The sequence below is a fragment of the Erwinia typographi genome (assembly GCF_000773975.1).
GTDB lineage: Bacteria > Pseudomonadota > Gammaproteobacteria > Enterobacterales > Enterobacteriaceae > Erwinia > Erwinia typographi.
This window is the reverse complement of the sequence record NZ_JRUQ01000055.1, coordinates 106,794-131,322: the sequence shown is the minus strand read 5'-3', so window position 1 is coordinate 131,322 and position 24,529 is coordinate 106,794. Positions and strand designations below refer to the sequence as shown.

Sequence of the window (24,529 nt, the reverse complement as noted above, 5' to 3'; positions counted from 1 at the left end):
ACTGGGGCGGATTTTTTAAAGCGCCAGCCAGGCTGGGCTTGAAAACGGCGGTTTAGAAGCTGTAACCTACGCCGGCGATCCAGGTGCCAACGTCAACGCTACGAATGCGGCTCTGCTCGTAGCCCACGTCCAGGGCAACGTCCTGGATACCTGGGTTGAACTGCAGGCCAGCACCGTAGGAGAAACCAACGTCGCTTGAATCGGATTTGTCACGGCTGGTAGTGGTATTCTGCTGGAATTTACCGTAGCCAATACCCACTACGCCGTAGATGCTTGCCCAGTCGTTCAGACGATAAGCTGGACCAGCGGTAACGCCGTAATACTGACCTTTATTGTAGATACCAGCGTCAGTATTATCTTTTTCGGTGTAGGTGAAAGAGCCAATCCAACCTAATGGATCGCTGCCGTTTTCGTAACGATATTTCAGGTTGAAGCCGTTTGCTTTGTTGGCAACGCCCTGGTAATCGCTTTGTGCGTAACCACCAGAAACGGTGCTTTGTGCCATTGCTGAACCAGCTGTAACAGCCAGTACACAAGCCAGTGCTGAAAGACATGCAATTTTTTTCATAACCACCTCAAATGTGAAAATACTTATTCTCCTGACAACCCTGAAAATATAACAAAACTCAGCCAGAAACTCTGCCCCGAAATTGTTGTCCAACACAATGTTTGGTGTAACAGGACGTTAATGAAGCTTCGTATGTCATTCTTTTGGCTTATGATTGTCGAGTTCCCTTGGTGCGGTCATGGTAATGTAAGAAAATGTTCATTGAGATAATTCTCAATTAAACCTGACGTTTCTTTACCGTAATGGCGCTGTTTTTAACGCTTTCTTCACTTTTTTTCTCTGGCTGGCGATCCGTTTTCAACAACCTTCCAGTACACTCAGGGAACTTTTTCCCTCGCGTATGGACGAATAAGGTTGGTTCACAGGATGTCTTCTTCTCAAAAATCCCCGGCGTGGCTCCCCGTCTTAGTTCTGCTTATCGCCATGACCTCCATTCAGGGCGGGGCAGCGCTGGCTAAAACCCTGTTTCCGGTGGTTGGCGCGCCGGGTATTACCGCACTTCGCCTTGGGTTGGGGACGCTGATTCTCTGCGCCATCTTCAAACCCTGGCGGCTACGCTTCAACAGGCAGCAGTTTTTGCCGCTGTGCCTTTATGGTCTGGCGCTGGGCAGCATGAACTATTCCTTCTATTTAGCCTTGCGCACCGTACCGCTGGGGATTGCGGTGGCGCTGGAGTTTACCGGCCCGCTGGCGCTGGCGCTGGCTGGATCCAGGCGCCCGCTGGATTTTGTCTGGGTACTGCTGGCGCTGCTGGGACTGTGGCTGCTGCTACCGATTGGCAAGGATATCACCAGCGTCGACCCTAAAGGCGCGCTGCTGGCGGTGCTGGCTGGAGCCTTCTGGGCGGTGTATATCCTGGCCGGCCAGCGGGCCGGTGCCGAGCATGGTCCGGCTACCGTGGCGATGGGCTCACTGATTGCTGCGGTGGTGTTTGTCCCGCTGGGCCTGGTATATGCCAATACCGGTATCTGGGCGCTCTCGCTAATCCCCGTCGCCATACTTATTGCGATTCTCTCCAGCGCCCTGCCCTATTCGCTGGAGATGGTGGCTTTGACGCGTCTTCCAGCCAAAACGTTTGGCACGCTGATGAGTCTGGAACCGGCCATGGCCGCGCTCTCCGGCATGTTGTTCCTGGGCGAGATACTGAACGTTGTGCAGTGGGCCGGACTGGTGGCGATTATCCTTGCCTCCGCTGGTTCGACGTTGACCATGCGTCCTTCGAAACAAAAAATCGATCCCGTCAGCGAACTGCGTGAGTAGTCTCCGGGGTTATTTTAGCCCCGGCCTCGCTGCGCTATTTTTTATCCCTTTCATGCGTTAAGTGAATGTTAATAACAAGTAAATATTTTGTGTGAAATAACTAAGGAAATATTCCGAAAGGGTTATTCATTAAAATTAACGGCTTAGTGAACGCTTATGCCCGTAGAAAAATAAAATAAATAAAAATCAATCATATAGATTATTTTCTATGAGTGAGAATATTTATCACTCTCATTCTACTCTGGCTAACAAGATGATTAGCAACATTATTAAGGCTAAAAGGTCTGTGCTATTCAACTAATAGGCAGTAACTTTCCAGCAGGGTTAAAAACCGGTGCTATACTTAATCCCGTACTTAATTAGGACAATCACAATTAAGAGGATATTAATGATGAGTACCGCTAAACTGGTTAAAACGAAATCTTCCGATCTGATTTTCACCCGTAACAACGTGGCTGACGACGAGAAAAAAGCCACCATTGAGGTGCTCAATCGTCTGGTTACGGAATTCATTGATCTGTCTCTGATTACCAAGCAGGCGCACTGGAATATGCGCGGCGCAAACTTTATTGCAGTGCATGAAATGCTCGATGGTTTCCGTACCGCCATTACCGATCATCAGGACACTATTGCAGAACGCGTTGTGCAGCTGGGCGGCGTGGCGTTGGGCACCAGTCAGATTGTTAACGACAGAACGCCGCTGAAAAGCTATCCGCTGAACATCCATAGCGTTCAGGATCACCTTAAAGCGCTGGCAGAACGTTACGCGGTGGTGGCTAACGATACCCGTAAAGCCATCAGCGAGGTTGAAGATGAGGATACCGCAGATATCTTTACCGCTGCTTCACGCGATTTAGATAAGTTCCTGTGGTTTATCGAATCTAATATCGAATAAACAGGGTTACCGCTACGCCTGAGGCGTAGCGTCATGGTGTAACGTGGAGCAGATGGGATCTTTCATCTGCTCTTTTACTGTGGGAGAGAAAAATATGGCAAGCGGATGGGCACATGATGATGCCGTTCAGCAGCAGATTGATTCCACTATTGATGACGCCGTCACCCGCGCGCGCCGGGCCATTACCAGCGGCCCCAGCGCTGAATATTGCGAAAGCTGCGGCGAAGCCATTCCTGAAGCCCGCCGCCTCGCGCTGCCGGGCGTACAATATTGTGTGCAATGCCAGCAGCAGCGCGACAGTCGGCAGACCAGCAGCCTGTACAACCGGCGTGGCAGCAAAGATAGCCAGCTTCGCTAACCGCCCGCTGCGCGATAAAATCCGATCTGACTAACACTTATTTAACATCCCCGATCTTTTTGATTGTATTTCTCCCGCCATTTGCTACAAAACACCCTGCACCAAAAAAGACGATTAGCACCAAAACTGGGCACCATAATGGTGCTAAGCCAGTTTACCCTTTCCCCGTCACGGCTTAATTTGATTTAACGTGCTGTTTTCAATCAATTTTGAAAGTTGGCATAATATTTTCATATGGCTGCTGGCATTCAGTCAGGCAAAGACCATGCCTGACGGCTAAAAGGATAAAAAGATGAAGTCGATTGTTAAGTTTTCCCTGGCTGCGCTTACGTTGGCGTTTGCCGTCTCTTCTACCGCCGCAGAAAAGAAATTGGTTGTCGCGACCGACACCGCCTTCGTTCCTTTCGAATTTAAGCAGGGCGACAAGTATGTTGGCTTCGATGTGGAGCTGTGGGCCGCGATCGCTAAGCAGCTGAACATTGACTACACCCTGAAGCCAATGGACTTTAGCGGCATTATCCCTGCCCTGCAAACCCGCAACATCGACCTGGCGCTGGCGGGTATCACCATTACCCCTGAGCGCGAGAAAGCCATTGAGTTCTCTGACGGCTATTACAAAAGTGGCCTGATGGTGATGGTCAAAGCCAATAACGACGCGATCAAAAGCATTGCCGATCTGGACGGTAAAGTGGTGGCGGTGAAGAGCGGAACGGGCTCGGTGGATTACGCTAAGGAGCACATCAAAGCGAAGGATCTGCGGCAGTTCCCGAACATCGACAACGCGTATATGGAGCTGGGCACCAACCGGGCGGATGCCGTATTGCACGACACGCCAAACATTCTTTACTTCATCCATACCGCTGGTAAAGGCCAGTTCAAAGCGGTCGGTGAGTCTCTCTCCGCGCAGCAGTATGGCATTGCGTTCCCGAAAGGCAGCGACGAACTGCGTGAGAAAGTGAACGGCGCGCTGAAAACCCTGCGTGAGAACGGCACTTACAACACAATTTATAAAAAATGGTTCGGCACCGATCCTAAATAATGCCTTTTCTACGTTGTTTTTAACGCAGGCTCAGGCCTGCGTTTTTACCACCAATAAATGGTTTTTTGATCAGGAGAAGTAAATCATGCAGTTTGACTGGAGCGCTATCTGGCCTTCAATTCCGGCCCTGCTTGAAGGCGCCCGACTCACCCTGTGGATTTCAGTCCTCGGTCTGATCGGCGGTCTGATAATCGGCCTGGTGGCCGGTTTTGCCCGCGCTTATGGCGGCTGGATATCGCGCAATATCGCGCTGGTATTTATCGAACTGATCCGCGGCACGCCGATTGTGGTGCAGGTGATGTTTATCTATTTCGCCCTGCCCATGGCCTTTACCGATCTGCGCATCGATCCGTTCAGCGCCGCCGTGGTGACCATTATGATTAATTCCGGCGCCTATATCGCTGAGATTACCCGTGGCGCGGTGCTGTCCATCCATAACGGCTTCCGTGAGGCGGGGCTGGCGCTGGGTCTGTCCCGCCGTGAAACGCTGCGCTATGTCATTATGCCGCTGGCGCTGCGCCGTATGCTGCCGCCGCTGGGCAACCAGTGGATTGTCAGTATCAAGGACACCTCCCTGTTTATCGTGATCGGCGTTGCCGAGCTGACCCGTCAGGGGCAGGAAATTATCGCCGGTAACTTCCGCGCGCTGGAAATCTGGAGCGCCGTTGCGGTTATCTATCTGTTTATTACGCTGGTGCTGAGCTTCGTGCTGCGTCGCGTTGAAAAAAGGATGAAAATCCTGTGATTGAATTTAAAAACGTCTCCAAGCATTTTGGCGAAACGCAGGTACTGCACAATATCGATCTGACGATCCAGAAAGGTGAAGTAGTGGTGATTATCGGTCCTTCTGGCTCCGGTAAATCGACCCTGCTGCGCTGCATCAACAAGCTGGAAGAGATCACCAGCGGCGAGCTGATTGTTGATGGCCTGAAGGTTAACGATCCAAAAGTGGACGAGCGCCTGATCCGCCAGGAAGCCGGGATGGTGTTCCAGCAGTTCCATCTGTTCCCACAGATGAACGCGCTGGATAACGTCGCGTTTGGCCCAATCCGCGTGCGCGGCACGCCAAAAGCCGAGGCGCATCGTCTGGCGAATGAGCTGCTGGGTAAAGTCGGCCTGGCCGAACGCGCGCATCATTTCCCGTCCGAGCTCTCTGGCGGCCAGCAGCAGCGCGTGGCAATCGCCCGCGCGCTGGCGGTGAAGCCTAAAATGATGCTGTTTGATGAGCCGACCTCCGCACTGGACCCGGAACTGCGTCATGAAGTGCTGAAAGTGATGCAGGATCTGGCGGAAGAAGGGATGACGATGGTGATTGTGACCCACGAGGTGGGCTTCGCTAAAAAAGTCGCCTCGCGCCTGATCTTTATCGATAAAGGCCGCATCGCCGAAGACGGTAACCCGGATGAGCTGATCGATAACCCACCGAGTGCGCGCCTGCGCGAGTTCCTGCAGCATGTATCCTGACGCGACAGGGCCAGCTTAGCCAACGCGGCCCATCTGCCGTTCACGAGCCGGTTTATCCATAAAGGTCCAGGCGATAATCCGGCTCTGCTTTTGCCCCTGCGCCATTTCAATGGTGCGCGAGGCAGCAACCTCTGCGGCTTCCAGCGCGCGCCAGATTTCCGGCAGGTTTTCCTTGCGGGACACCAGCGAAGTGAACCAGACGCACTGACGTGAAAAGTTAACGCTTTCGGCAATCATCCGGCTGATAAACCCCTTCTCGCCGCCTTCACACCACAGCTCGTCCTGCTGGCCGCCGAAGTTCAGCGGAGCGTGTTTATCCAGGCCCAGATTGCGCACCTTGCGCTGAGTGCCCTGCTGAGCGTCGCTGGCCGAAGCGTGAAAAGGAGGATTGCACATCACCGCGTGGTAGAGCTCATTTTTATGGATGATGCCGGAGAAGATCGCCTGAGGATCTTTCTGACGACGCAGGCGGACGCCGCGATTAAGGCCTGGGTTAGCGGCAATGATAGCGTTGGCAGCCTTCATCGCGTCCTCGTTCACTTCGCTACCGGTAAATCGCCAGTCGTATTCGCGGTGACCAATCAGGGGATAGATACAGTTCGCCCCGCAGCCGATATCCAGCACGTTAAGCTGACGCGGCACCGCGCGCTTATTATCCCCGGCCAGCAGATCCGCCAGATGATGCACGTAGTCAGCGCGGCCAGGCACCGGTGGACAAAGAAAGCCGTCAGGAATAGCCCAGTTGGATATCTGATAGAAATGCCGCAGCAGCGCCTGGTTCAGCGTACGTACCGCCGCCGGATCGGCAAAATTCACCGACTCATCACCATGCTGATTCACCGCGACAAAATCGGCCAGCGCGGATGGCTTGCGATTAACGCGGGAAAATCATAGCGCGCGCGGTGGCGGTTACGCGGGTGAAGCTGAGTTTTTTCGGCGGTGTATTTCATGAGCGACTCTCTTATCTGAAGGCGCGTAAGATACCTGCTATGGTAAAGATCGTAAACAATTCCCGGCTTTTTTCCCCAAACGGTTCGGCTAGTATAGGGGAATCCCGCTGTTGTGCGGCCTCCCTTTGGGAAGCGCCGCAGGCAGATAAAATGACACAGGCGCTCTGATGACCCGATCACGTTACTCATACCAACCCCGCGCAGGCCACGGTTTACCCCACGATCCGCTCAACGCTATTATCGGCCCGCGACCGATTGGCTGGATCAGTTCGCAAAGCGCTAAGGGCGAGCGCAATCTGGCGCCGTACAGCTTTTTTAACTGCTTCAATTATCAGCCGCCGATTATTGGCTTTTCCAGCCAGGGCTGGAAAGACAGCGTAGCCAACATCGTTGAGACCGGCGAGTTTGTCTGGAACCTGGCAACCCGCGAGCTGGCAGTAGCGATGAACGAAAGCTCCGCCTCGGTGCCACGCGGTGAGGATGAGTTTGTGCTGGCTGGCCTGACGGCGCTACCGGCAACGCAGGTTAACGTCAGCATGGTGGCGGAAAGCCCGGTGAACTTTGAGTGTCGGCTGACGCAGGTGTTACAGCTGGAAGGCGCTGACGGCAGGAAGCTGGAGCAGTGGATGGTTTTTGGTGAAGTCGTGACCATTCATATCGATCCGACCCTGCTGGAAGACGGCATTTATCAGACGGCGAAGGCCAACCCGATCCTGCGGGCGGGCGGCCCCAGCGCCTATTACGGCATCAGCGAAGCGTTACGCTTCGATTTGACGCGGCCGGACGCGCGGCGACAGGGATAGCCGGCTGTCTCTCCTCACACGGTGAGATGCTGGGTGCGGATCAGCGCCGCGGCTTTCTCAATTTCCGGGGCCAGCCAACGGTCTTCCGTCCAGCTGGCGACCTCGTTGCGCAGTAATGCCCAGGCGCGCTGAGTCCCCTCGCCCGCATTCTCCGCGCCGTGGAAATCCAGCGCCTGCGCCGCCAGCAAATACTCAATGGCAAGGATCTGCACGGTATTTTCCGCCAGCCTGAGCAGCTTCAGCGCCGCGCTGGTGCCCATGCTGAGATGATCCTCCTGTAAACCCGAGGTGACGTAGTTATCCAGCACCGCTGGCTGGGCAAGCTGACGGTTTTCTCCGCACAGCGAGGCCGCCACGTACTGCGCAATCATCATGCCAGAGTTGACGCCCGGCTCCGCCACTAAGAACGCCGGCAGACCGCTGACCAGCGGATTGATCAGCCGGTCGAGACGACGCTCCGCCACGCTGCCTGTTTCCGCCAGCGCGATCGCCAACGCATCGGCAGCCAGCGCCACGGACTGACCGTGAGGATTGGCCTGCGACACAACCCGCCATTTCTCCGTTGTTCCCAGCACCAGAGGATTATCGGTGGCGGCATTCAGTTCGGTCTCAATCTGTCGGGCGGCATAGTCAAACTGATCGCGGCTGGCGCCGTGAATTTGCGGCATTGACCGCAGGCTCAGCGCATCCTGTGTACGAATCCCCTTGCTTGCCAGAATTATCTGGCTGCCGGCAAGCAGCTTGCGCAACCTCTCCCCGACAGTCTGCACGTTAACGCTGCCCTTCAGCGCCAGAATTTCGGCGTCGAAGGCATCCAGCTGCCCGCGGAGCGCTTCAAAGCTCATCGCGCCGGTGACGTCAGCCCACGCGAACAGGCGGCTGGCCTCCTCCAACGCCAGGCAGGAAAGCCCGGTCATGCAGGGCGTGCCGTTGACCAGGCTCAGACCATCTTTGGCGCCCAGCGGGCAAGGCTCAAGGCCCTCAGCGGCCAGTGCCTGCGCAGCCGCAACAATTTCGCCGCGATAGCTCACGCAGCCAATGCCGATCAGCGTCAGACCCACATGCGCCATGTGGGTCAGGTAGCCAACGGAACCCTGCGAGGGTATTTGCGGCGTAATGCCGCGGTTAAGCAGCGCAAGAAGCCCCTGCACCACGGCAGGCGAGACGCCGGATTTGCCGTGGCTGTAATTGGCAATCGCCGCGCAGATAATCGCTCTTGCCTGGACATTGGTCAGCGTTGGCCCGACGCCGCAGGCGTGGCTCAGCAGGGTATTTCGCGACAGCTGGCTAAGCTGATCCTCTTCCAGCGTGATATTGCACAGCGCGCCCAGCCCGGTATTAATGCCATACGCTATCTGCTTGTCACTAACGATGCGGCCGACGATCTCGCGGGCGGAGTGGATTCGCTGCCAGGCGCCAACGCTAAGCTGTAGCACCGCGCCAGACTTCGCCACCTGCACTACATCCTGCCAGTTGAGGCGCGTATCGCCCCAGGTGATCTGTTCCGTTGCGCTCATGCTTAACCTGCCCGGTGGCTGGAGATAAACTGCTGGAAACGCGGCGATCCCTGCTCGCCAAACATCTCCTCCGGCGTTCCCTGACAGTCAATGGCGCCCTGATGCATAAACACCACGCGGTTGGAAACGTTGCGGGCGAAGCCCATTTCATGGGTTACGACCAGCATCGTGCGGCCCTCTTCGGCCAGGCTGCGCATCACTTTCAGCACGTCGCCCACCAGCTCAGGGTCCAGCGCCGAGGTCGGCTCATCAAACAGCATCACTTCAGGCTCCATCGCCAGCGCGCGGGCAATCGCCACGCGCTGCTGCTGGCCGCCGGAAAGCTGCGAAGGATAGAAATCTTTGCGGTTCAGCAGTCCCACGCGGTCAAGGATCTTCTCCGCCTGCTCTACGCACTCTTTCTTACTGCGCTTCAGCACGTACAGCGGCCCCTCAATGACGTTTTGCAGCACCGTCATATGCGACCACAGGTTAAAGCTCTGGAACACCATGCCAAGGCGCGAGCGCAGCGATTCAACCTGACGGTGGTTTGCCGCCAGCTGATGGCCGCGCGCGTGGCGCTTCATCTCAATAGTTTCGCCCGCCACGCTGACCACGCCGGAGTCCGGCGTCTCCAGCAGATTAATGCAGCGCAGAAAGGTACTTTTTCCGGAGCCGCTGGCCCCCAGAATGGAGATGACGTCGCCCTTTCTGGCGTCCAGCGAGATGCCTTTCAGCACCTCCAGCGAGCCGAAAGACTTGCGGATTTCGCTCATCGACAGGGTGATGGGGGCATAGTTAGTCATGTTTCTCTCCGGCAATCACAGGGGGAACCGGCAGAGGCGAATCGGCCTCCACCGGGCGCAGACGTGGCGTCAGCCTGCGCTCAATCCAGGCATAAATTTGGACAATGATAAAGTTGAGGATCAGGTAGATCAGCGCCGCGCAGACGAACACTTCCATCGTGCGGTAGGTACGCTGAATAATCTGCTGCGCCACGCCGGTGACGTCCCAGACCGTAACCAGGCTGGCCAGCGCGGTAGACTTTACCAGCAGGATCGCTTCGGTTGAGTAAGCGGGCAGCGCGTAGCGCAGCATAATCGGCGCGATAATCCGGCGCAGCAGCAGCCAGCGGGACATGCCGCAGGCCATTCCCGCCTCAATCTGCCCGGCGGGGATCGCCAGCAGGCCGCCGCGAAAAATTTCGGCGGTGTAAGACGCCGTACACAGGGCCAGCGCTACCACGGCGCAGAAAAAGGGTTCGCGCAGCACCGGCCAGACAAAGCTGTGGCGAATCACCTCAAACTGCCCCAGCCCGTAATAAATCAGGAATAGCTGGATCATCAGCGGCGAGCCGCGAAAAATCAGGATGTAACCCCGGGCAAAGCCGCTGAGCAGCGGGTTGCGGCTCATCCGCATCGCCAGGATCAGCAGCGCCAGAAAGCCGCCGAGCACGAAGGAAGCGAAAAAAAGCCCCAGCGTCACCGGCAGCGCCGCCGCAAGCTTGAGGAAAGTATCGGTAAGAAAGGGAAAATCAATCATCTGGCGCTCCGTTAACTGTGGGCCGCAGTGCGGCTTTGATGCGCGCGCCCAAGGCGTTGTTCCGCCTTTTTAAAGGCGGTGTTAGAGAGCACCGTCAGCACCAGGTAACAGGTGCCGCCAATCAGGTAGAAGGTGAAATACTGGCGCGTGGAGCCCGCGGCGACCTGACTGGCGCGCATCAGTTCCACAATGCCCGTCACCGAGATCAGCGCGGAATCTTTCAGGCTCATCTGCCAGACGTTCGACAGACCCGGCAGTGCATAGCGAACCACCTGCGGCAGAACGATGCGCTGCAAAACGCGCCACCGGGGCATACCGATAGCCTGAGCCGCCTCAATCTCGCCGGAATTGAGCGCAAGACGCGCGGCGCGGAACACCTCGGCCTGATAAGAGGCGGAGATCAGCCCAATCGCCAGCGCACCAATCAGAAACGGCGGGACTTCAATAAAGCCATCCGCGCCGAACATCTGGCCAATCTGGGTAATCAGCCCGGAGCCACCGAAATAGAACAGGTAGATAATCAGCAGCTCCGGGATGCCGCGAAAGATCACGGAATAGCCATCGCCCAGCCAGCGCACCGGCCGACGAGGCGAAAGCTTGGCTGCCGCTACGCCGCTGCCTGCCACCGCGCCGACCAGCATGGCTGCCAGCGAAAGCAGTAGGGTGGTCAGCGCTGCGCTAAGGATTAAACCTCCCCAGCCATTTTCTCCAAACCCAAGATTGGCCATTGTTTGCCCTCCCCGCCTATGGCGTCACGTCAGTTTTAAACCATTTTTCGCTCAGCTTTTTCACCGTACCGTCTGCCAGCGCCGCTTTGATCGCCTCATCCAGCTTAGCCTTCAGATCGCCGTCGGACTTGCGGATGCCCAGCGCTTCCCCTTCTCCCCAGATCGGCCCGCCCAGCTGCGTACCAGCCAGCTGCAGGTCTTTATTCTCCGGCTTGCTCAGGATTGAGTTGGCAAAGGTCACATCGTCGAACACCGCATCAATACGTTCAGCCTGGAGGTCGAGAATGGCGTCCGCCGAGGCGTTGTACTCACGCACGCTGGCGACATCCTTGAAGTACTTATCGATAAACGGCGTGTAAACCGTTCCGGAAGCAATGCCGATCGTTTTTCCTTTCAGCGCCGCTTTCAGGCTGGCAATGGCCGGTTCAATTTCTTTCGCATCATCGTGCAGCTTAACGATATTTTCCGGGCCGGTGCCTTTCGGCAGCACGCCGCTGGTTTTGGTGGTGATGAAGCTGGCGGGCGTGGAGGCGTACGGCACGGTGAAATCAATCACTTTGCGGCGATCCGGGGTGATCACAATCGCATCCATGATCACGTCGTACTTGCCTGCCTGCATCCCGGCGATCATGCCGTCCCAGTTTTGCACCACCAGCTTACAGCTGATTTTCATGCGCTGGCACAAATCGGCCATCAGCTCCGGCTCAAAGCCGCTGAGCTTGCCGCCGGGCAGCGTCATATTCCAGGGTTCATAGCTGCCTTCGGTAGCAATGGTGATCGATTTCCACTCTTTCGCCTGTGAAGGCAGCGCACAAACCAGCGTGGAAGTAACAAGGGAGGTAATCAATACCCGACGGATTAACGAATGTTTCATCAAGCGCTCCTGGAAAAAAATAGTGGCCGGGCGACGGCAAAAAAGACGCAGCGGACCGGGGAAAAAACGCTGTTAGCCAGCAACAGACTTTAAGTAGCCATGTCATGTATATACAACCATTCATTTAACTATTCTCGTAACGAAAGACAAAACTGTGACGCGCTCTATGTTAATGACCTGTAACATTGGTTGTTATGTCTTGTACATACAACCACAGCAATTACTGTGCCATTTCGCCAGCGCCCGATTAACCCCTTACAAATTAGCGGGCAGTCGAAAAAAACAGCGAGTTAACGGTGGCTTAACGGCAGAGGTCTGCACCATTTGAAGGCGTCACGCACCGAAAAGGGTCAGGCCGCACGACGGTGTTGCACGGCAGAAAAGTCTGTTGTACAGACAGATACAGACCGCTGGTCTGGTGTACACTTTTCTTCCTGTTCCGCAAAAAGGTAAACGGTGTGTCAGAACATAAAGCGCTTTCAGAGAGGATTACCCTGCTCAGCAACGAGCCCGCCCCACTCTATCAACAGGTTAAACAGGGGATCATCAGCCTGATCCGCTCTGGCCACTGGCAACCCCGCCAGCGCGTGCCTTCAGAAAGCGAGCTGGTGACCGAGCTGAGCGTCAGCAGAATGACCATCAATCGCGCGCTGCGTGAGCTGACCAGCGAAGGTTTTCTGCTGCGCTTGCAGGGTGTGGGAACCTTTGTCGCGGAGGCGAAGGCCTTCACGCCCATGCTGGAAGTGCATAACATTGCCGATGAGATCGCCAGCCGGGGCCATCGCCACGCCAGCAAGGTGCTGTTCCTGCGGGCTGAGAAAGCCGAACTGCTTTCCGCGCAGGCGCTGGAGTTAAGCGTAGGCGCCACGATCTTCCACTCGCGCATTATTCATTTCGATAATGAGATCCCGGTCCAGCTGGAGGATCGCCAGGTCAACCCGCTGGTCGCGCCGGACTATCTCCAGCAGGATTTCACCCAGGGTACGCCCTTTGCTTATCTGACCCAGGTCGCCCCGTTAACGGCAGGCGAGCATGTGGTGGAGGCCGTCAGCGCCACGGAAGAGGAGCGTCAGCTTTTGCATATCGCCGCCGATGAACCCTGCCTGCAAATTCAGCGGCGCACCTGGCATCAGCAGGCTGTGGTAACCTGCGCCCGGCTCCTTTATCCCGGCGCACGCTACAAAATGTTTGGTCGATTTCAGTCGCCAAATTAGGCATCATGCCCCTAATCTCAGAACCGTCACGGAGTGATAATGAAAAGAATTGCCATCGACATGGATGAAGTGATTGCCGATTTTCATCCTAAAATCCTTAATACCGTCAATGCCCATTTCTCCCTGCAAATGACGCATGACGAGCTGAACCTGTTCAGCCTGCGGCATGAAAAGCCAGAGATGCTACAGGAGATTATGGCGCTGGTCAGCGAACCGGCGTTTTTTGGCGACCTTGAGGTGATTGCCGACAGCCAGCGGGTCATTGCCGCGCTGAGCAGACGGTACGAAGTCTTTATCACCACCGCCGCGATGGAAGTCCCCAGCTCTTTCAACGCGAAATTCCGCTGGCTGAACACCCACTTCCCCTCGATTAAACCAAGCAACATCGTGTTTTGCGGCAACAAAAGCATCATCAACGCCGATTATATGATCGACGATAACGCCATCAATTTTGAGGGCTTCTGCGGGGAGGGAATTCTCTACACCGCGCCGCATAATCTGGCGGTTACCGGCTATCGACGGGTGAAAAGCTGGCAGGATATTGAGAGGCTGCTGCTGGAGTAAAGCGGCCCCCGAGGTTCGGGAGCCAGAGGAGGCTAGCGCTGCTGTAGGGTGTCGATAATTTTTTTCAGCAGCGGTTGCAGCTTCGCCGCCTTGTCGCCACGCCAGCCAAACGGCGGCGTCTCATCCATATAATTGCACTGCGCCAGCTCCAACTGCACCGCGTGCTGATCTTCTTCGGGCTTGCCGTAAGCGCGGGTGATGTAACCGCCCTTAAACCGGCCGTTGATCACCCAGCTAAATTCTGACTGCGCGGCGCAAACGTCGCTAAGCCCTTTGGCTATCGCCGGGCTACAGCTCAGGCCGCCGTTGGTGCCCAGATTCAGATCGGGCAGCTTGCCGTCGAACAGACGCGGGATCACTGACGCTATTGAGTGCGCGTCAAACAGCAGCGCGTAGCCAAACTTCTGCTTAATCCTCGCCAGCTCCTGCTGAATTTGCTGATGATACGGCGTCCAGATCTGCTCCAGATACCCCTGACGCTGGGCCTCGTTCGGCGTCATGCCAGGCTTAAAGGTCGGCGTGCCGTCAAACAAGGTTTCCGGGAAAAGCCCGGTGGTGGCGGTGGTGTACAGCGCCTCGTTGTCCGGGGGACGGTTCAGATCAATCACAAAACGAGAATAGTTCGCCACCAGCAGGCTGACGCCGCTGTCACGCAGAAAATCATACAGCTGAGGGATATGCCAGTCCGTATCCGGCAGGCCACGGGCAGCATCGCTCAAGCCCTGCTCGACTTCCGGCGTCAGCGCGGTGCCCGCATGGGGTGCGCTGAACAGCAGCGGCAGCGTTCCCTGAGTAAATTCGAAGGGTTTCATCGTATTGCTTCTCCTCTGAAAATGACCTGACAGGGCAGTTGCCCGCCAAGCCAGTAGACCAGTTCCGCCGGACGCTGTAGCGGCCAGTGAACGAAATCGGCGTATTTACCCACTTCCAGCGAGCCCTGAGAATCAGCCAGCCCCAGCGCGCGCGCGCCGTGGATCGTTGCGCCAGCCAACGCCTCCTCCGGCGTCATACCAAACAGCGTGCAGCCCATATTGAGCATCAGGCGGAGCGAAAGCGCAGGTGACGTGCCTGGGTTGGCATCGCTCGCCAGCGCCATCGGCACCCGATATTTTCTAAACAGCTCAACCGGCGGAACCTGCTTTTCGCGCAGCAGATAGAAAGCACCAGGCAGCAGGACGGCCACCGTGCCGCTTGCCGCCATCGCCGCCACGTCAGCTTCCGTCGCGTATTCGAGATGGTCGGCTGAAAGCGCGTTGAACTGCGCGGCCAGGCGGCTGCCCCCCAGCGAAGAGAGCTGTTCGGCATGGAGTTTGACCGGCAAGCCCAGGCGCTGCGCTGCGGTAAATACGCGGGCAACCTGCTCAGGAGAGAAGGCAAGATGCTCGCAAAATGCGTCCACCGCGTCGGCCAGCTTCTCGCTCGCCACCTGAGGCAGCAGCTCATCGCAAATCACGGCGATCCAGCCGTCGGGGTCGTCTTTAAATTCGGGAGGCGTGGCGTGAGCCGCAAGGCAGGTTGACTGGACCTGAACCGGATAATTATGGGCCAGCTGGCGAATAGCTTGCAGCATCCGCAGCTCGCTGTCGCGATCCAGCCCGTAGCCGGACTTGATCTCTACGGTCGTCACGCCTTCAGCCAGCAGCCTTTCCAGACGCCAGCCCGCGCTGCTGACCAGTTGCTCCAGCGTCGCTTTGCGGGTGGCGTTGACCGTAGAAATTATCCCCCCGCCCTGCGCGGCGATCTCACTGTAGCTGACGCCGTTCAGGCGCTGCTCAAACTCATGGCTGCGGTCGCCGCCAAACACCAGGTGAGTGTGGCAGTCCACCAGGCCTGGCGTTACGATGCCGCCTTTGAAAGGAGTATGAATCCCGGCCTTAATGTGTTTAGCTTCCCTGGCGGGGCCAATCCACACGATCCTGTCCTGACGAACCGCAATCGCCCCATCCGGGATGATGCTATACTTTCCGTCCTGCATCGTCACGATATCGGCGCCGTACCACAGGCTTTCACAGCGAAGTTCACCGCTCATCTTCTCTCCCGGCTTTACTGTTGATTCATAAGTATGTATATGTATATACAACTACATTGCCTGGGAAGCAACCATGATGGCTCGCTATTTTGCGCCACGCGTCCTGCTTGAGGACGGTTGGCAGCACAACGTATTGATTGAAGTCGACGGCGCAGGTTTCATTCACGCGCTGACGCCCAACGCCTCAGCGGATAACGCACAGCGCCTCAATGGCGCTGCAATCCCCGCGATGGCGAACCTGCACTCTCACGCCTTTCAGCGGGTCATGGCGGGGCTGGCCGAAGTGGCTGGCGATCCGCAGGACAGCTTCTGGACCTGGCGCGATTTAATGTATCGCATGGTCCAGCGGCTCTCTCCGCAGCAGGTCGGCGCCATCGCCGCCCATCTGTATGTCGATATGCTCCGGGGCGGCTATACCCAGGTCGCTGAATTCCACTATTTGCACCATGATACCGACGGCACGCCCTATCCACAGGATCAGATGCTGCAACAGCTGATTGCCGCAGCGGAACGCGCCGGGATTGGTCAGACGCTGCTGCCGGTGCTTTACAGCTACGCCGGTTTTGGCGCGCAGCCCCCACAGCCTGGTCAGAAACGCTTTATTCAGGACAGCGCCAGCTATCTGCGCCAGCAACAGCAGGTCGCTTCGATGATTGCCGACAGGCCGCTGCACAACCAGGGAATTTGCTTCCACTCGCTGCGTGCGGTGAGCGAGCAGCAGATGCGCGACGTGCTGGCGGCCTCCCCCGCCTCGCTGCCGGTGCATATTCACGTCGCCGAGCAGGAAAAAGAGGTAAACGATAGCCTGGCCTGGAGCGGCGAACGCCCGGTCAGCTGGTTGTTAAACCGCTTTGCGCTGGACTCGCGCTGGTGCCTGATTCACGCCACCCATCTGGACGCCAGCGAGATCTCGCGTCTGGCGGCCAGCGGGGCTATTGCTGGCCTCTGCCCGACCACCGAGGCCAATCTGGGCGACGGAATATTCCCGGCAACCGACTATATCGCGCAGGGAGGACGCTGGGGAATTGGCTCAGACAGCCACGTCTCGCTGGACGTGGTGGAGGAGCTTCGCCTGCTGGAGTACGGTCAGCGCCTGCGCGACCGCCGCCGTAACCGCATCGTCACTGACGGGCAGACTTCCGTAGGCGATCTGCTCTATGCTCAGGCGCTGGAGGGAGGCGCTCAGGCCTGCGGCGTAAAAATGGGCCGTCTGGCGCCTGGCTACCGCGCCGACTGGCTGGTGCTGGCTGATGATGCGCTATTGGGCTGCACGGCGGACGCCTCGCTGCTTAACCGCTGGCTGTTTGCCGGGCATCGCGGGCAGATCCAGGACGTCTTTGTGGCGGGCCAACAGGTGATACATCAGGGCCAGCATGTGCAACAGCGTGATATTGACGCGGCCTTCCGTGACGTGGTTGAGGCGCTGAAATGATCCATTTCTATGACAGCAGCAGCCTGGCCGTCAGCAGATGGCGCAACGGCGGCGGAGAAACGCGGGAAATTATCAGCTTCCCTTCCGCCGCCGACCCCTTCAGCTGGCGTATCAGTATCGCTACCCTTGCCGCCGACGGCGCTTTTTCACTCTTTCCCGGCGTCGATCGGGTGATTACGCTCCTTGAAGGGGAAGGCGTGGAGCTGGCGGCCAAGAGTAAGTCTGCCCACAGGCTGATTCGCAATCAGCCGTTTGCCTTTAGCGGGGAGGAGCAGATCGACTGTCGTCTGACCGGAGGAGTAAGCAAGGATTTTAACGTGATGACCCGGCGCGAAACCCATCGCGCTGAGGTGCGCGTCATCAGCGATGGTTTCTCTCCGCGCACTGAAGAGGCTGGCGTAGTCTACGTGCTGGCCGGCGAGTGGATTACCGGCGAGCTGAGGCTGCGGCAGGGTCAGGGCGTCTGGTGGGAAAAGAGCGCTCAGCCGCTGGCGCCAGCCTCGTCAGATGCCCTGCTGCTGCTGGCGGAAATTGTTGAGCGATAAAACCGCGCTAGCCGTGCCCTTTAAACCGCCCCAGCAGCTTGTAGCGTGAGCCAGGATAGAGCAGTTTCGCGTAGGTCACAATCTTCGCATCGCTCCAGGTCTGGCGGCGGATTAACAGACAAGGCTCATTGGCCTCAATCGCCAGCGAGCCGCACTGCTGACGATTTGGCAGGACGGATTCAACGATATGCTCGCCAGCGGTCAGCGGCGCTACGCGCATCAGATAGGTGTACGGGGTTTGCCTCTGGAAATCCTGCTGCAAATAATCCGGCGCCACCAGCGGATTGACCAGGCGGTCCTCAAGCTGTACCGCCAGATCGTTCTCAAAATGCACAATGACCGAATGAAATACCGCGTGCCCGGTAGTCAGCCCCAGTACCGAAGCCTGCTCCGGGTCGGCCTTGATTTCCCGCATCTCCAGCACCTTACAGGCGTGACGATGCCCGCGCTGGGCAATCTCTTCCGCAATGTTGTGTACTTCCAGCATCGCCGTATAGCCTTTGGATTCGGCCACAAAGGTGCCTACGCCCTGCATACGGATCAGGTAGCCTTCGCTGGTCAGCTCGCGCAGGGCGCGGTTAATGGTCATCCGGCTGACGCCCAGCTCATTCACCAACTCGCTCTCCGACGGAACTCGCTGATTAGGTTTCCACACGCCTTCTGAAATCTGGCTGATAATCGCCTGCTTTACCCGCTGATAGATGGGCGCAGGCTGATCGCTCATGGCAGCGGAGAGTTGCGAAATGGCAGTCTGGTCGACCATAAAAAAAGCTTCCTGGTTAAGATACTTTCGCCAGTTTACTGTCAACCCCCCTGAATGTATATACATCTGCGGGGCATTCCCTGCACCGTTAGTGAGCAATCTGCTTCAGAATGGCGCACGCCTCAGTCTATCTCTGCGGGGGTGATAGCCTACATGCCCTGACATGGCATAGCCCCAAAGGTGTCTGCTATCAGGTTGTTGCCCGATATTGACTGGCGTTGAAAAGTTTTGTGATCGATCTGGCACAAGCATTGCTAATTGTATAGACAAGACTATACACATCTGCTTCACTGCAGAAAGTGATCTGTTTACCTCCGTTGCCCGATGGCATCGGCTACCCTGAAAGGGTTCACAGCACACCAACTTGTCTATACAGGAGTATACCATGTCAGCTACCCCGCATCTCTGCCAGCTGCTCCCCGGAAAGGTTGAGCTGGCGATGCTAAAACGCATCTATCACGGAGAGGTTCAGCTCGCGCTGGACGAAAGCGCCCGACACCGCGTTTTGCAGGCTCGTGAAACCGTAGAGGCCATCGTTAGCGCTGGCAAAGTGACCTACGGCATCAACACCGGTTTTGGCAAGCTGGCCCAAACCTCCATCCCTGCCCAGCGTCTGGCAGAGTTGCAGCGCAACCTGGTGCTGTCTCACAGCGTGGGACTTGGCGAACTGCTGCCGGATGATGTGGTGCGGGTTGTTATGGCTACCAAAATTATTAGCCTGGCCCGCGGTCACTCCGGCGTGCGCATGGAGCTGATTGACGGCCTGCTGGCGCTGTTCAACGCGGGCGTGATGCCCTGCATTCCGGAGAAAGGCTCGGTTGGCGCCTCCGGCGATCTCGCTCCGCTGGCGCACCTCTCGCTGATGCTGCTGGGCGAAGGCGAGGTCAGGGTCAACGGCAGGTTGATCCCGGCGACCGAAGGGCTGGCGCTGGCCGGGCTCGAACCTTTCGTTCTGGGGCCGAAAGAGGGATTAGCCCTGCTGAACGGCACCCAGGTCTCTACCGCGCTGGCCTTACGCGGCCTGTTTGAGGGCGAAAAGGTTTTCGCCGCAGGACTGGTTGCCGGCGCCCTGTCGCTCGAAGCGATCAAAGGCTCCATTAAGCCGTACGACAGCCGAATCCATCAAGCGCGCGGCCAGCACGGCCAGATTGCCGTAGCCGCCGCCGTCTCTTCACTGCTTGAAGGCAGCGATATTTTGCACTCCCACGCCAACTGCGGCCGCGTGCAGGACCCCTACTCAATCCGCTGCGTGCCTCAGGTGATGGGGGCCTGTCTGGATAACCTGACTCATGCGGCTAAAGTGCTGCAAATTGAGGCCAACGCCGCCTCGGATAATCCGCTGGTGTTCAGCGAAAGCGGCGACGTGATTTCCGGCGGCAACTTCCATGCGGAGCCCGTTGCCTTCGCTGCCGATATCCTCGCGTTGGCGATCGCCGAAATCGGCGCGATTTCCGAGCGCCGGATGGCGCTGCTGCTCGATACCGGCCTTTCCGGCCTGCCGCCTTTCCTCGTCAACGATGGCGGCGTGAACTCCGGCTTTATGATTGCCCAGGTCACCGCGGCGGCGCTGGCCTCGGAGAACAAATCTCTTGCTCACCCGGGCAGCGTCGACAGCCTGCCGACCTCAGCCAATCAGGAAGACCACGTTTCAATGGCGACCTGGGCCGCACGCCGCCTCGGCGCTATGTGTTTCAACACTGCGGCGGTGGTCGGTATTGAGGCGATGGCCGCCGCGCAGGGCATTGATTTCCACCGCCCGCTGCAAAGCTCCACGCTGATTGAACAGGTGCTGGCCTCGCTGCGTGAGCGCGTCGCTTTTCTCGACAAAGATCGCCTGATGGCACCCGATATTGAGCAAATGCGTTTATGGGCAAGCGGCGATGCCTGGCCCGCGCCGGTCGCCGCCCTGTTACCCAGTGCAGCACGTTAAGCAACCCCCCAAATTAAGGATCGGATGATGAGTGACAACGTAAGCAAAGCCGTGGCCCGTGAAGTGCGTGCCCCTCATGGTAGCGAGCTTCACTGCGCTAACTGGCTGATTGAAGCCGCCTGGCGCATGATTCAGAACAACCTGGACCCGGACGTGGCCGAACGCCCTGAAGATTTGGTGGTGTACGGCGGCATCGGTAAGGCGGCCCGTAACTGGGAGTGCTTCGAGCAGATCCTGCGCTCGCTACAGGCGCTACAGCCGGAAGAGACGCTGCTGGTGCAGTCTGGTAAACCCGTTGGCGTCTTCCGCACCCACGCTGACGCCCCGCGCGTGCTGATTGCTAACTCCAATCTGGTTCCCCACTGGGCGACCTGGGATCACTTCCACGAGCTGGATAAAGCGGGCCTGATGATGTACGGGCAGATGACCGCAGGATCGTGGATCTACATTGGCGCGCAGGGCATTGTGCAGGGCACCTTTGAAACCTTCGCCGAAGCGGGCCGTCAGCACTACAACAGCGACCTGAGCGGCAAATGGATCCTCACCGCTGGCCTGGGCGGCATGGGCGGCGCGCAGACGCTGGCTGGCGTGCTGGCTGGCGCTTCAGTGCTGGCGATTGAGTGCCAGGAGTCACGCATCGATTTCCGCCTGCGCACCCGCTACGTGGACTATAAGGCCACCAGCCTTGATGAAGCGCTGGCTACCATCGATAAAGCCAACAAAGAAAAACGCGCGATTTCCGTCGGCCTGCTGGGCAATGCGGCTGAAATTCTGCCGGAGCTGGTCAGGCGTGCTAAAGCGGGCGGCATGAAGCCTGATATCGTCACCGACCAGACCTCCGCCCATGACCCGATCAACGGCTATCTGCCAATCGGCTGGAGCGTGGAGCAGTGGGAAACAGCCCGCAAGAGTGAGCCGAAAACCGTTGAGAAAGCCGCGCGCGCCTCAATGGCCGTTCACGTCCAGGCGATGCTCGACTTCTGCCATATGGGCGTGCCGACCGTTGACTATGGTAATAACATCCGTCAGGTTGCGCTGGATGAAGGCGTGAAAGATGCCTTTGATTTCCCTGGTTTTGTTCCGGCCTACATCCGTCCACTGTTCTGCGAAGGCAAAGGGCCGTTCCGCTGGGTGGCGCTGTCGGGCGATCCCGAAGACATCTACAAAACCGATGCCAAGCTGAAAGAACTGTTCCCTGACCATAAAAACCTGCACCGCTGGCTGGATATGGCGCAGGAGCGCATCGCCTTCCAGGGGCTGCCCGCGCGCATCTGCTGGCTTGGCCTTGGCGAGCGCCATATTGCCGGTCTGGCCTTTAACGAAATGGTGCGCAACGGCGAGCTGAAAGCGCCGGTGGTGATTGGTCGTGACCATCTCGACTGTGGATCGGTAGCCTCGCCTAACCGTGAAACGGAAGCGATGAAGGATGGCTCCGACGCCGTTTCCGACTGGCCGCTGCTGAACGCCCTGCTCAATACCGCAGGCGGTGCGACCTGGGTGAGTTTGCACCACGGTGGCGGCGTCGGAATGGGCTTCTCACAACATGCTGGTGTGGTGATCGTTTGTGACGGCACGGCCGAAGCCGATAAGCGCCTTGGCCGCGTGCTGTGGAATGACCCGGCAACCGGCGTGATGCGTCACGCAGATGCGGGCTATGAGCTGGCCCAGGAGTGTGCGGTGAAGCATGAGCTGAACCTGCCTATGCTGAAGTAAGGCCTCTGGCCGGGCGCCCCGCCCGGCCAGATTGATTTTTTCACCGACCGCACCAGCGCAGCGCTGCTCCCCTTCTTTTTATGCTACCTTAATTCAGCCAGATATCAGGAATTACTGCCTGCAGAGGAGAGGACGCTATGGCAATCCCCGTTTCGCTGATTGAAGAAGCCACCGTCTGGCGCAGAGAGCTGCACGCCCTGCCGGAGCTGGGCTATCAGGAACATCACACTTCACGCAGGGTTGCTGAACAACTGCGGACGTTTGGACTGCAGGTCCATACCGGCCTGGCCGGAACTGGCGTAGTGGGCACGCTGGAAAACGGGCCTGGCCCGACTATCGGCTTTCGGGCCGACATGGATGCTTTGCCCATTACCGAACTCGGCGATGCGGCCTGGCGCTCAACGCGGCCGGGTGTGATGCACGCCTGCGGCCATGACGGCCATACCGCGATGCTGCTTGCCGCCGCGAAATATTTGAGCCAGACCCGCCGCTTCAGCGGCACCGTGCATTTTGTTTTTCAGCCTGCCGAAGAGAATCTGGGCGGCGCGCGCAAGATGGTGGCGGACGGCCTCTTTGAGCTGTTTCCCATGGATGCCATCTACGCGCTGCATAACTGGCCCGGCCTTCCCATTGGGCATATTGCCGTCAATAGCGGCGCGATGATGGCCTCGCTGGACGCCTTTGAAATTACGCTGCGCGGCAGAAGCTGCCACGCCGCAATGCCGGAAAACGGTGCCGATCCCATCGTCGCTGCCGCGCAGCTGATCCTCGCTCTGCAAACTATCCCGGCACGACGTCTGTCGCCTTTGGCCTCTGCGGTGGTGAGCATCACGCAAATCAACGGCGGTGAAGCAATTAACGTCATCCCGGAAAATGTGGTGCTGCGCGGAACGCTACGCTGCCTGCAGGGAGAAGTCAGAAGCAAAGTGCGGAAGATGATTGATGAGTTTGTCACCACCTTTACCGGCCCGCTGGGCATTGAAGGTAGCATCGACTATCTGACCGATTACCCTGTGACCAAAAATAATGCTGAACAGGCGCAGAAGGTGCGCGACTGCGCGCTGACGTTACTGCCTGAGCAGCAGGTGCACTGGGAGGTGAGCCCTTCAATGGCTTCAGAGGATTTTGCCTGTATGCTGGAAGCTTGCCCTGGGGCTTACTTCTGGATCGGCGCCGACGGGGCTACGCCGTCGCGGCCGCTGCACAATGCGCACTATGACTTTAACGATGGTCTTATCGGCGATGGGATTGCGCTATGGACCACGCTTGCCGAACGTTTATTACCGCTGCCAGCCTCATCAGGCCCTGCCCTTTAGCCTGATTCTGGCCGACCGTAAATCCGGCGGCCAGTCAGTCCCCCCTGCCGCGCTCTCAGAATCCGGCGCTTTCAATCTGCGCCAGCGCATTAGCGATGTCCGCTGCTCGCCCGGTTGCCACATAGCAACAGGCAATCTGCTGGCGCAGCGATTCCGGCACCGCGATCTCTCCTTGCAGGCAACGGCGGGTCCAGGCGGCAGTAGTTTCCGCATCCTTCGCTGCCGGCAAGGCATCGCGATCCATTGGGGTTTCTTCCTGCCGTGGCAGCAGCACTTCTGGCTCGCCTGCGGCTATCAGGCTGATGGCCGGGCAGCGCAGAGGATTGGCATACACTTCACCCTCGGTGCCATTCAGCAATAGCGCGCGCCCGCCAACGGCCTGAAAAAACTTGCCGACGCGAGGAATATATTCCGGGTGGGAAACGCTGGAGAGCCTCAGCGCGGCCTGTTCGGCAAACGGCGTCGCCAGCTTCGCCAGCGTGTGCGCGCTGTTGCGCACGCCCATCTTCCAACGCAGGGCAAGCTGCCTGTCCAACGGCGCGCAAAGCGTGGCGACGGTCATAAACACCGGTTCGCCCTGCTCAAGTTTTTGCTGGGCCTGTTCGGCACTCTGCACCGCCTGCACGCCCAGCGCCTGAAATATCGCCTCGCTGGTCACCCTGGTCGGGTCATGGCTGACGCCGTGCACCAGCACGGGAAAACCCAGTCTGCTGAGCAGCAGGGCCAGCAGCGGCGTCAGGTTTCCCTGCCTGCGTGCGCCGTTATAGCTAGGGATCACCACCGGCATCGGCAAATTTGCGGGCGGCGTCAGTTGTATTACCCGCTCCTGCATCGCCTGGTAAAAGCCGGGCATCTCTTCCTCGCCTTCCCCCTTGATACGCAGCGCGATCAGAATACCGCCCAGCTCAAGATCCGGCACTTCCCCGGCCAGCATACGGCGGTACAACTCGCGGGCGGTGTCAAAATCCAGATCGCGGGCATGATTTTTGCCACGGCCCACTTCTTTGATGATCTTATTATATTCCATGCTTCTGCTCTGTTCGGTA

The 24,529-nt window shown here is 57.9% G+C and carries 24 protein-coding genes and 1 pseudogene; 14 read left to right on the top strand and 11 right to left on the bottom strand.

Features of this window, described 5'->3' with window-relative positions:
* Positions 1–52: 52 nt before the first annotated feature.
* Positions 53–568, bottom strand: a complete 516-nt coding sequence (gene ompX / locus NG99_RS19485; RefSeq protein WP_034896586.1) for an outer membrane protein OmpX — start codon at positions 566–568, stop codon at positions 53–55.
* A 366-nt stretch (positions 569–934) separates the two neighbouring features.
* Between ompX and rhtA the strand changes: the two genes are divergently transcribed.
* From rhtA to glnQ, 6 genes are all read left to right on the top strand, one after another.
* The gene (rhtA, locus tag NG99_RS19480) at positions 935–1,828 is read left to right on the top strand and encodes a threonine/homoserine exporter RhtA (protein ID WP_034896584.1); all 894 of its coding nucleotides are present in this window, start codon (positions 935–937) and stop codon (positions 1,826–1,828) included.
* Positions 1,829–2,219: 391 nt separating this feature from the next.
* Entirely contained in the window at positions 2,220–2,723 is a 504-nt protein-coding gene (dps, locus tag NG99_RS19475) for a DNA starvation/stationary phase protection protein Dps (RefSeq protein ID WP_034896582.1), read from the top strand.
* A gap of 94 nt (positions 2,724–2,817) precedes the next feature.
* A complete protein-coding gene (locus tag NG99_RS19470; RefSeq protein ID WP_034896692.1) occupies positions 2,818–3,081 on the top strand; it encodes a DksA/TraR family C4-type zinc finger protein in 264 nt (87 codons plus the stop codon).
* A gap of 292 nt (positions 3,082–3,373) precedes the next feature.
* Positions 3,374–4,120 (top strand): glutamine ABC transporter substrate-binding protein GlnH, encoded by a 747-nt coding sequence (gene glnH / locus NG99_RS19465; RefSeq protein ID WP_034896581.1) that lies wholly within the window; start codon positions 3,374–3,376, stop codon positions 4,118–4,120.
* Between the two features lie 85 nt (positions 4,121–4,205).
* Complete coding sequence (gene glnP / locus NG99_RS19460) at positions 4,206–4,865, top strand: glutamine ABC transporter permease GlnP (RefSeq protein WP_034896579.1); 660 nt, start codon at positions 4,206–4,208, stop codon at positions 4,863–4,865.
* Positions 4,862–5,584 (top strand): glutamine ABC transporter ATP-binding protein GlnQ, encoded by a 723-nt coding sequence (gene glnQ / locus NG99_RS19455; protein WP_034896576.1) that lies wholly within the window; start codon positions 4,862–4,864, stop codon positions 5,582–5,584. Before glnP ends, glnQ begins: the two co-directional genes overlap by 4 nt.
* 15 nt (positions 5,585–5,599) lie before the next feature.
* Here the strand turns inward: glnQ and rlmF are convergent.
* Positions 5,600–6,534 (bottom strand): annotated as a pseudogene (gene rlmF, locus NG99_RS19450) (23S rRNA (adenine(1618)-N(6))-methyltransferase RlmF).
* A 167-nt stretch (positions 6,535–6,701) separates the two neighbouring features.
* On the opposite strand from rlmF, the gene NG99_RS19445 reads away from it, so the two are divergent.
* A complete protein-coding gene (locus NG99_RS19445) occupies positions 6,702–7,337 on the top strand; it encodes a flavin reductase family protein (RefSeq protein WP_034896575.1) in 636 nt (211 codons plus the stop codon).
* A 14-nt stretch (positions 7,338–7,351) separates the two neighbouring features.
* On the opposite strand, the gene NG99_RS19440 is transcribed toward NG99_RS19445, so the two are convergent.
* The 5 genes from NG99_RS19440 to NG99_RS19420 are packed head-to-tail and all read right to left on the bottom strand — an operon-like array spanning position 7,352 to position 11,977.
* Positions 7,352–8,854 (bottom strand): HAL/PAL/TAL family ammonia-lyase, encoded by a 1,503-nt coding sequence (locus NG99_RS19440; protein ID WP_034896573.1) that lies wholly within the window; start codon positions 8,852–8,854, stop codon positions 7,352–7,354.
* Between the two features lie 2 nt (positions 8,855–8,856).
* Positions 8,857–9,639 carry an ABC transporter ATP-binding protein gene (locus tag NG99_RS19435; protein WP_034896571.1) on the bottom strand — a complete coding sequence of 261 codons (783 nt, stop codon included), beginning with the start codon at positions 9,637–9,639 and terminating at the stop codon, positions 8,857–8,859.
* Positions 9,632–10,375, bottom strand: coding sequence for an ABC transporter permease (locus NG99_RS19430; RefSeq protein ID WP_034896567.1), 744 nt, complete (start codon positions 10,373–10,375; stop codon positions 9,632–9,634). The genes NG99_RS19435 and NG99_RS19430 overlap by 8 nt, the downstream gene beginning before the upstream one ends.
* Before the next feature lie 11 nt (positions 10,376–10,386).
* Entirely contained in the window at positions 10,387–11,103 is a 717-nt protein-coding gene (locus tag NG99_RS19425) for an ABC transporter permease (RefSeq protein WP_034896563.1), read from the bottom strand.
* Positions 11,104–11,119: 16 nt separating this feature from the next.
* The gene (locus NG99_RS19420; protein ID WP_034896560.1) at positions 11,120–11,977 is read right to left on the bottom strand and encodes a transporter substrate-binding domain-containing protein; all 858 of its coding nucleotides are present in this window, start codon (positions 11,975–11,977) and stop codon (positions 11,120–11,122) included.
* A gap of 458 nt (positions 11,978–12,435) precedes the next feature.
* Between NG99_RS19420 and hutC (NG99_RS19415) the strand changes: the two genes are divergently transcribed.
* Both hutC (NG99_RS19415) and NG99_RS19410 read left to right on the top strand, forming a co-directional pair.
* Positions 12,436–13,191 carry a histidine utilization repressor gene (gene hutC / locus NG99_RS19415; RefSeq protein ID WP_034896557.1) on the top strand — a complete coding sequence of 252 codons (756 nt, stop codon included), beginning with the start codon at positions 12,436–12,438 and terminating at the stop codon, positions 13,189–13,191.
* A gap of 39 nt (positions 13,192–13,230) precedes the next feature.
* Positions 13,231–13,755, top strand: a complete 525-nt coding sequence (locus NG99_RS19410; protein WP_034896555.1) for a 5' nucleotidase, NT5C type — start codon at positions 13,231–13,233, stop codon at positions 13,753–13,755.
* 32 nt (positions 13,756–13,787) lie between these two features.
* On the opposite strand, the gene hutG is transcribed toward NG99_RS19410, so the two are convergent.
* Both hutG and hutI read right to left on the bottom strand, forming a co-directional pair.
* On the bottom strand, positions 13,788–14,567 hold the full coding sequence (gene hutG / locus NG99_RS19405; RefSeq protein WP_034896553.1) for an N-formylglutamate deformylase: 780 nt from the start codon (positions 14,565–14,567) through the stop codon (positions 13,788–13,790).
* Positions 14,564–15,784: an imidazolonepropionase gene (gene hutI / locus NG99_RS19400; protein WP_034896551.1), complete on the bottom strand. Its 1,221-nt coding sequence runs from the start codon at positions 15,782–15,784 to the stop codon at positions 14,564–14,566. The genes hutG and hutI overlap by 4 nt, the downstream gene beginning before the upstream one ends.
* A gap of 76 nt (positions 15,785–15,860) precedes the next feature.
* Between hutI and NG99_RS19395 the strand changes: the two genes are divergently transcribed.
* Positions 15,861–17,216: a formimidoylglutamate deiminase gene (locus NG99_RS19395; protein WP_034896690.1), complete on the top strand. Its 1,356-nt coding sequence runs from the start codon at positions 15,861–15,863 to the stop codon at positions 17,214–17,216.
* Positions 17,213–17,761, top strand: a complete 549-nt coding sequence (locus NG99_RS19390; RefSeq protein WP_034896548.1) for a HutD/Ves family protein — start codon at positions 17,213–17,215, stop codon at positions 17,759–17,761. The genes NG99_RS19395 and NG99_RS19390 overlap by 4 nt, the downstream gene beginning before the upstream one ends.
* A gap of 7 nt (positions 17,762–17,768) precedes the next feature.
* Here NG99_RS19390 and hutC (NG99_RS19385) read toward each other — a convergent pair whose 3' ends face one another.
* Positions 17,769–18,524 (bottom strand): histidine utilization repressor, encoded by a 756-nt coding sequence (hutC, locus tag NG99_RS19385; RefSeq protein ID WP_034896545.1) that lies wholly within the window; start codon positions 18,522–18,524, stop codon positions 17,769–17,771.
* A gap of 385 nt (positions 18,525–18,909) precedes the next feature.
* On the opposite strand from hutC (NG99_RS19385), the gene hutH reads away from it, so the two are divergent.
* The 3 genes from hutH (at position 18,910) to NG99_RS19370 (ending at position 23,483) form a co-directional block, all read left to right on the top strand.
* On the top strand, positions 18,910–20,454 hold the full coding sequence (gene hutH, locus NG99_RS19380; protein ID WP_034896542.1) for a histidine ammonia-lyase: 1,545 nt from the start codon (positions 18,910–18,912) through the stop codon (positions 20,452–20,454).
* Between the two features lie 27 nt (positions 20,455–20,481).
* Complete coding sequence (gene hutU, locus NG99_RS19375; RefSeq protein ID WP_034896540.1) at positions 20,482–22,167, top strand: urocanate hydratase; 1,686 nt, start codon at positions 20,482–20,484, stop codon at positions 22,165–22,167.
* Between the two features lie 137 nt (positions 22,168–22,304).
* A complete protein-coding gene (locus tag NG99_RS19370) occupies positions 22,305–23,483 on the top strand; it encodes a M20 aminoacylase family protein (RefSeq protein WP_034896538.1) in 1,179 nt (392 codons plus the stop codon).
* Between the two features lie 55 nt (positions 23,484–23,538).
* On the opposite strand, the gene ybiB is transcribed toward NG99_RS19370, so the two are convergent.
* Positions 23,539–24,510: a DNA-binding protein YbiB gene (ybiB, locus tag NG99_RS19365; protein WP_034896536.1), complete on the bottom strand. Its 972-nt coding sequence runs from the start codon at positions 24,508–24,510 to the stop codon at positions 23,539–23,541.
* Positions 24,511–24,529: the final 19 nt, after the last annotated feature.

Coding starts and splice junctions, on each gene's coding strand:
- dps (WP_034896582.1), top strand. CDS start 2,220: ATGAGTACCGCTAAACTGGTTAAAACGAAATCTTCCGATCTGATTTTC.
- ybiB (WP_034896536.1), bottom strand. CDS start 24,510: ATGGAATATAATAAGATCATCAAAGAAGTGGGCCGTGGCAAAAATCAT.
- hutH (WP_034896542.1), top strand. CDS start 18,910: ATGTCAGCTACCCCGCATCTCTGCCAGCTGCTCCCCGGAAAGGTTGAG.
- glnP (WP_034896579.1), top strand. CDS start 4,206: ATGCAGTTTGACTGGAGCGCTATCTGGCCTTCAATTCCGGCCCTGCTT.
- rhtA (WP_034896584.1), top strand. CDS start 935: ATGTCTTCTTCTCAAAAATCCCCGGCGTGGCTCCCCGTCTTAGTTCTG.
- hutI (WP_034896551.1), bottom strand. CDS start 15,784: ATGAGCGGTGAACTTCGCTGTGAAAGCCTGTGGTACGGCGCCGATATC.
- NG99_RS19435 (WP_034896571.1), bottom strand. CDS start 9,639: ATGACTAACTATGCCCCCATCACCCTGTCGATGAGCGAAATCCGCAAG.
- glnH (WP_034896581.1), top strand. CDS start 3,374: ATGAAGTCGATTGTTAAGTTTTCCCTGGCTGCGCTTACGTTGGCGTTT.
- NG99_RS19410 (WP_034896555.1), top strand. CDS start 13,231: ATGAAAAGAATTGCCATCGACATGGATGAAGTGATTGCCGATTTTCAT.
- NG99_RS19470 (WP_034896692.1), top strand. CDS start 2,818: ATGGCAAGCGGATGGGCACATGATGATGCCGTTCAGCAGCAGATTGAT.
- NG99_RS19430 (WP_034896567.1), bottom strand. CDS start 10,375: ATGATTGATTTTCCCTTTCTTACCGATACTTTCCTCAAGCTTGCGGCG.
- NG99_RS19445 (WP_034896575.1), top strand. CDS start 6,702: ATGACCCGATCACGTTACTCATACCAACCCCGCGCAGGCCACGGTTTA.
- NG99_RS19370 (WP_034896538.1), top strand. CDS start 22,305: ATGGCAATCCCCGTTTCGCTGATTGAAGAAGCCACCGTCTGGCGCAGA.
- hutC (WP_034896545.1), bottom strand. CDS start 18,524: ATGGTCGACCAGACTGCCATTTCGCAACTCTCCGCTGCCATGAGCGAT.
- NG99_RS19390 (WP_034896548.1), top strand. CDS start 17,213: ATGATCCATTTCTATGACAGCAGCAGCCTGGCCGTCAGCAGATGGCGC.
- hutG (WP_034896553.1), bottom strand. CDS start 14,567: ATGAAACCCTTCGAATTTACTCAGGGAACGCTGCCGCTGCTGTTCAGC.
- NG99_RS19440 (WP_034896573.1), bottom strand. CDS start 8,854: ATGAGCGCAACGGAACAGATCACCTGGGGCGATACGCGCCTCAACTGG.
- ompX (WP_034896586.1), bottom strand. CDS start 568: ATGAAAAAAATTGCATGTCTTTCAGCACTGGCTTGTGTACTGGCTGTT.
- hutU (WP_034896540.1), top strand. CDS start 20,482: ATGAGTGACAACGTAAGCAAAGCCGTGGCCCGTGAAGTGCGTGCCCCT.
- NG99_RS19395 (WP_034896690.1), top strand. CDS start 15,861: ATGGCTCGCTATTTTGCGCCACGCGTCCTGCTTGAGGACGGTTGGCAG.
- NG99_RS19420 (WP_034896560.1), bottom strand. CDS start 11,977: ATGAAACATTCGTTAATCCGTCGGGTATTGATTACCTCCCTTGTTACT.
- NG99_RS19425 (WP_034896563.1), bottom strand. CDS start 11,103: ATGGCCAATCTTGGGTTTGGAGAAAATGGCTGGGGAGGTTTAATCCTT.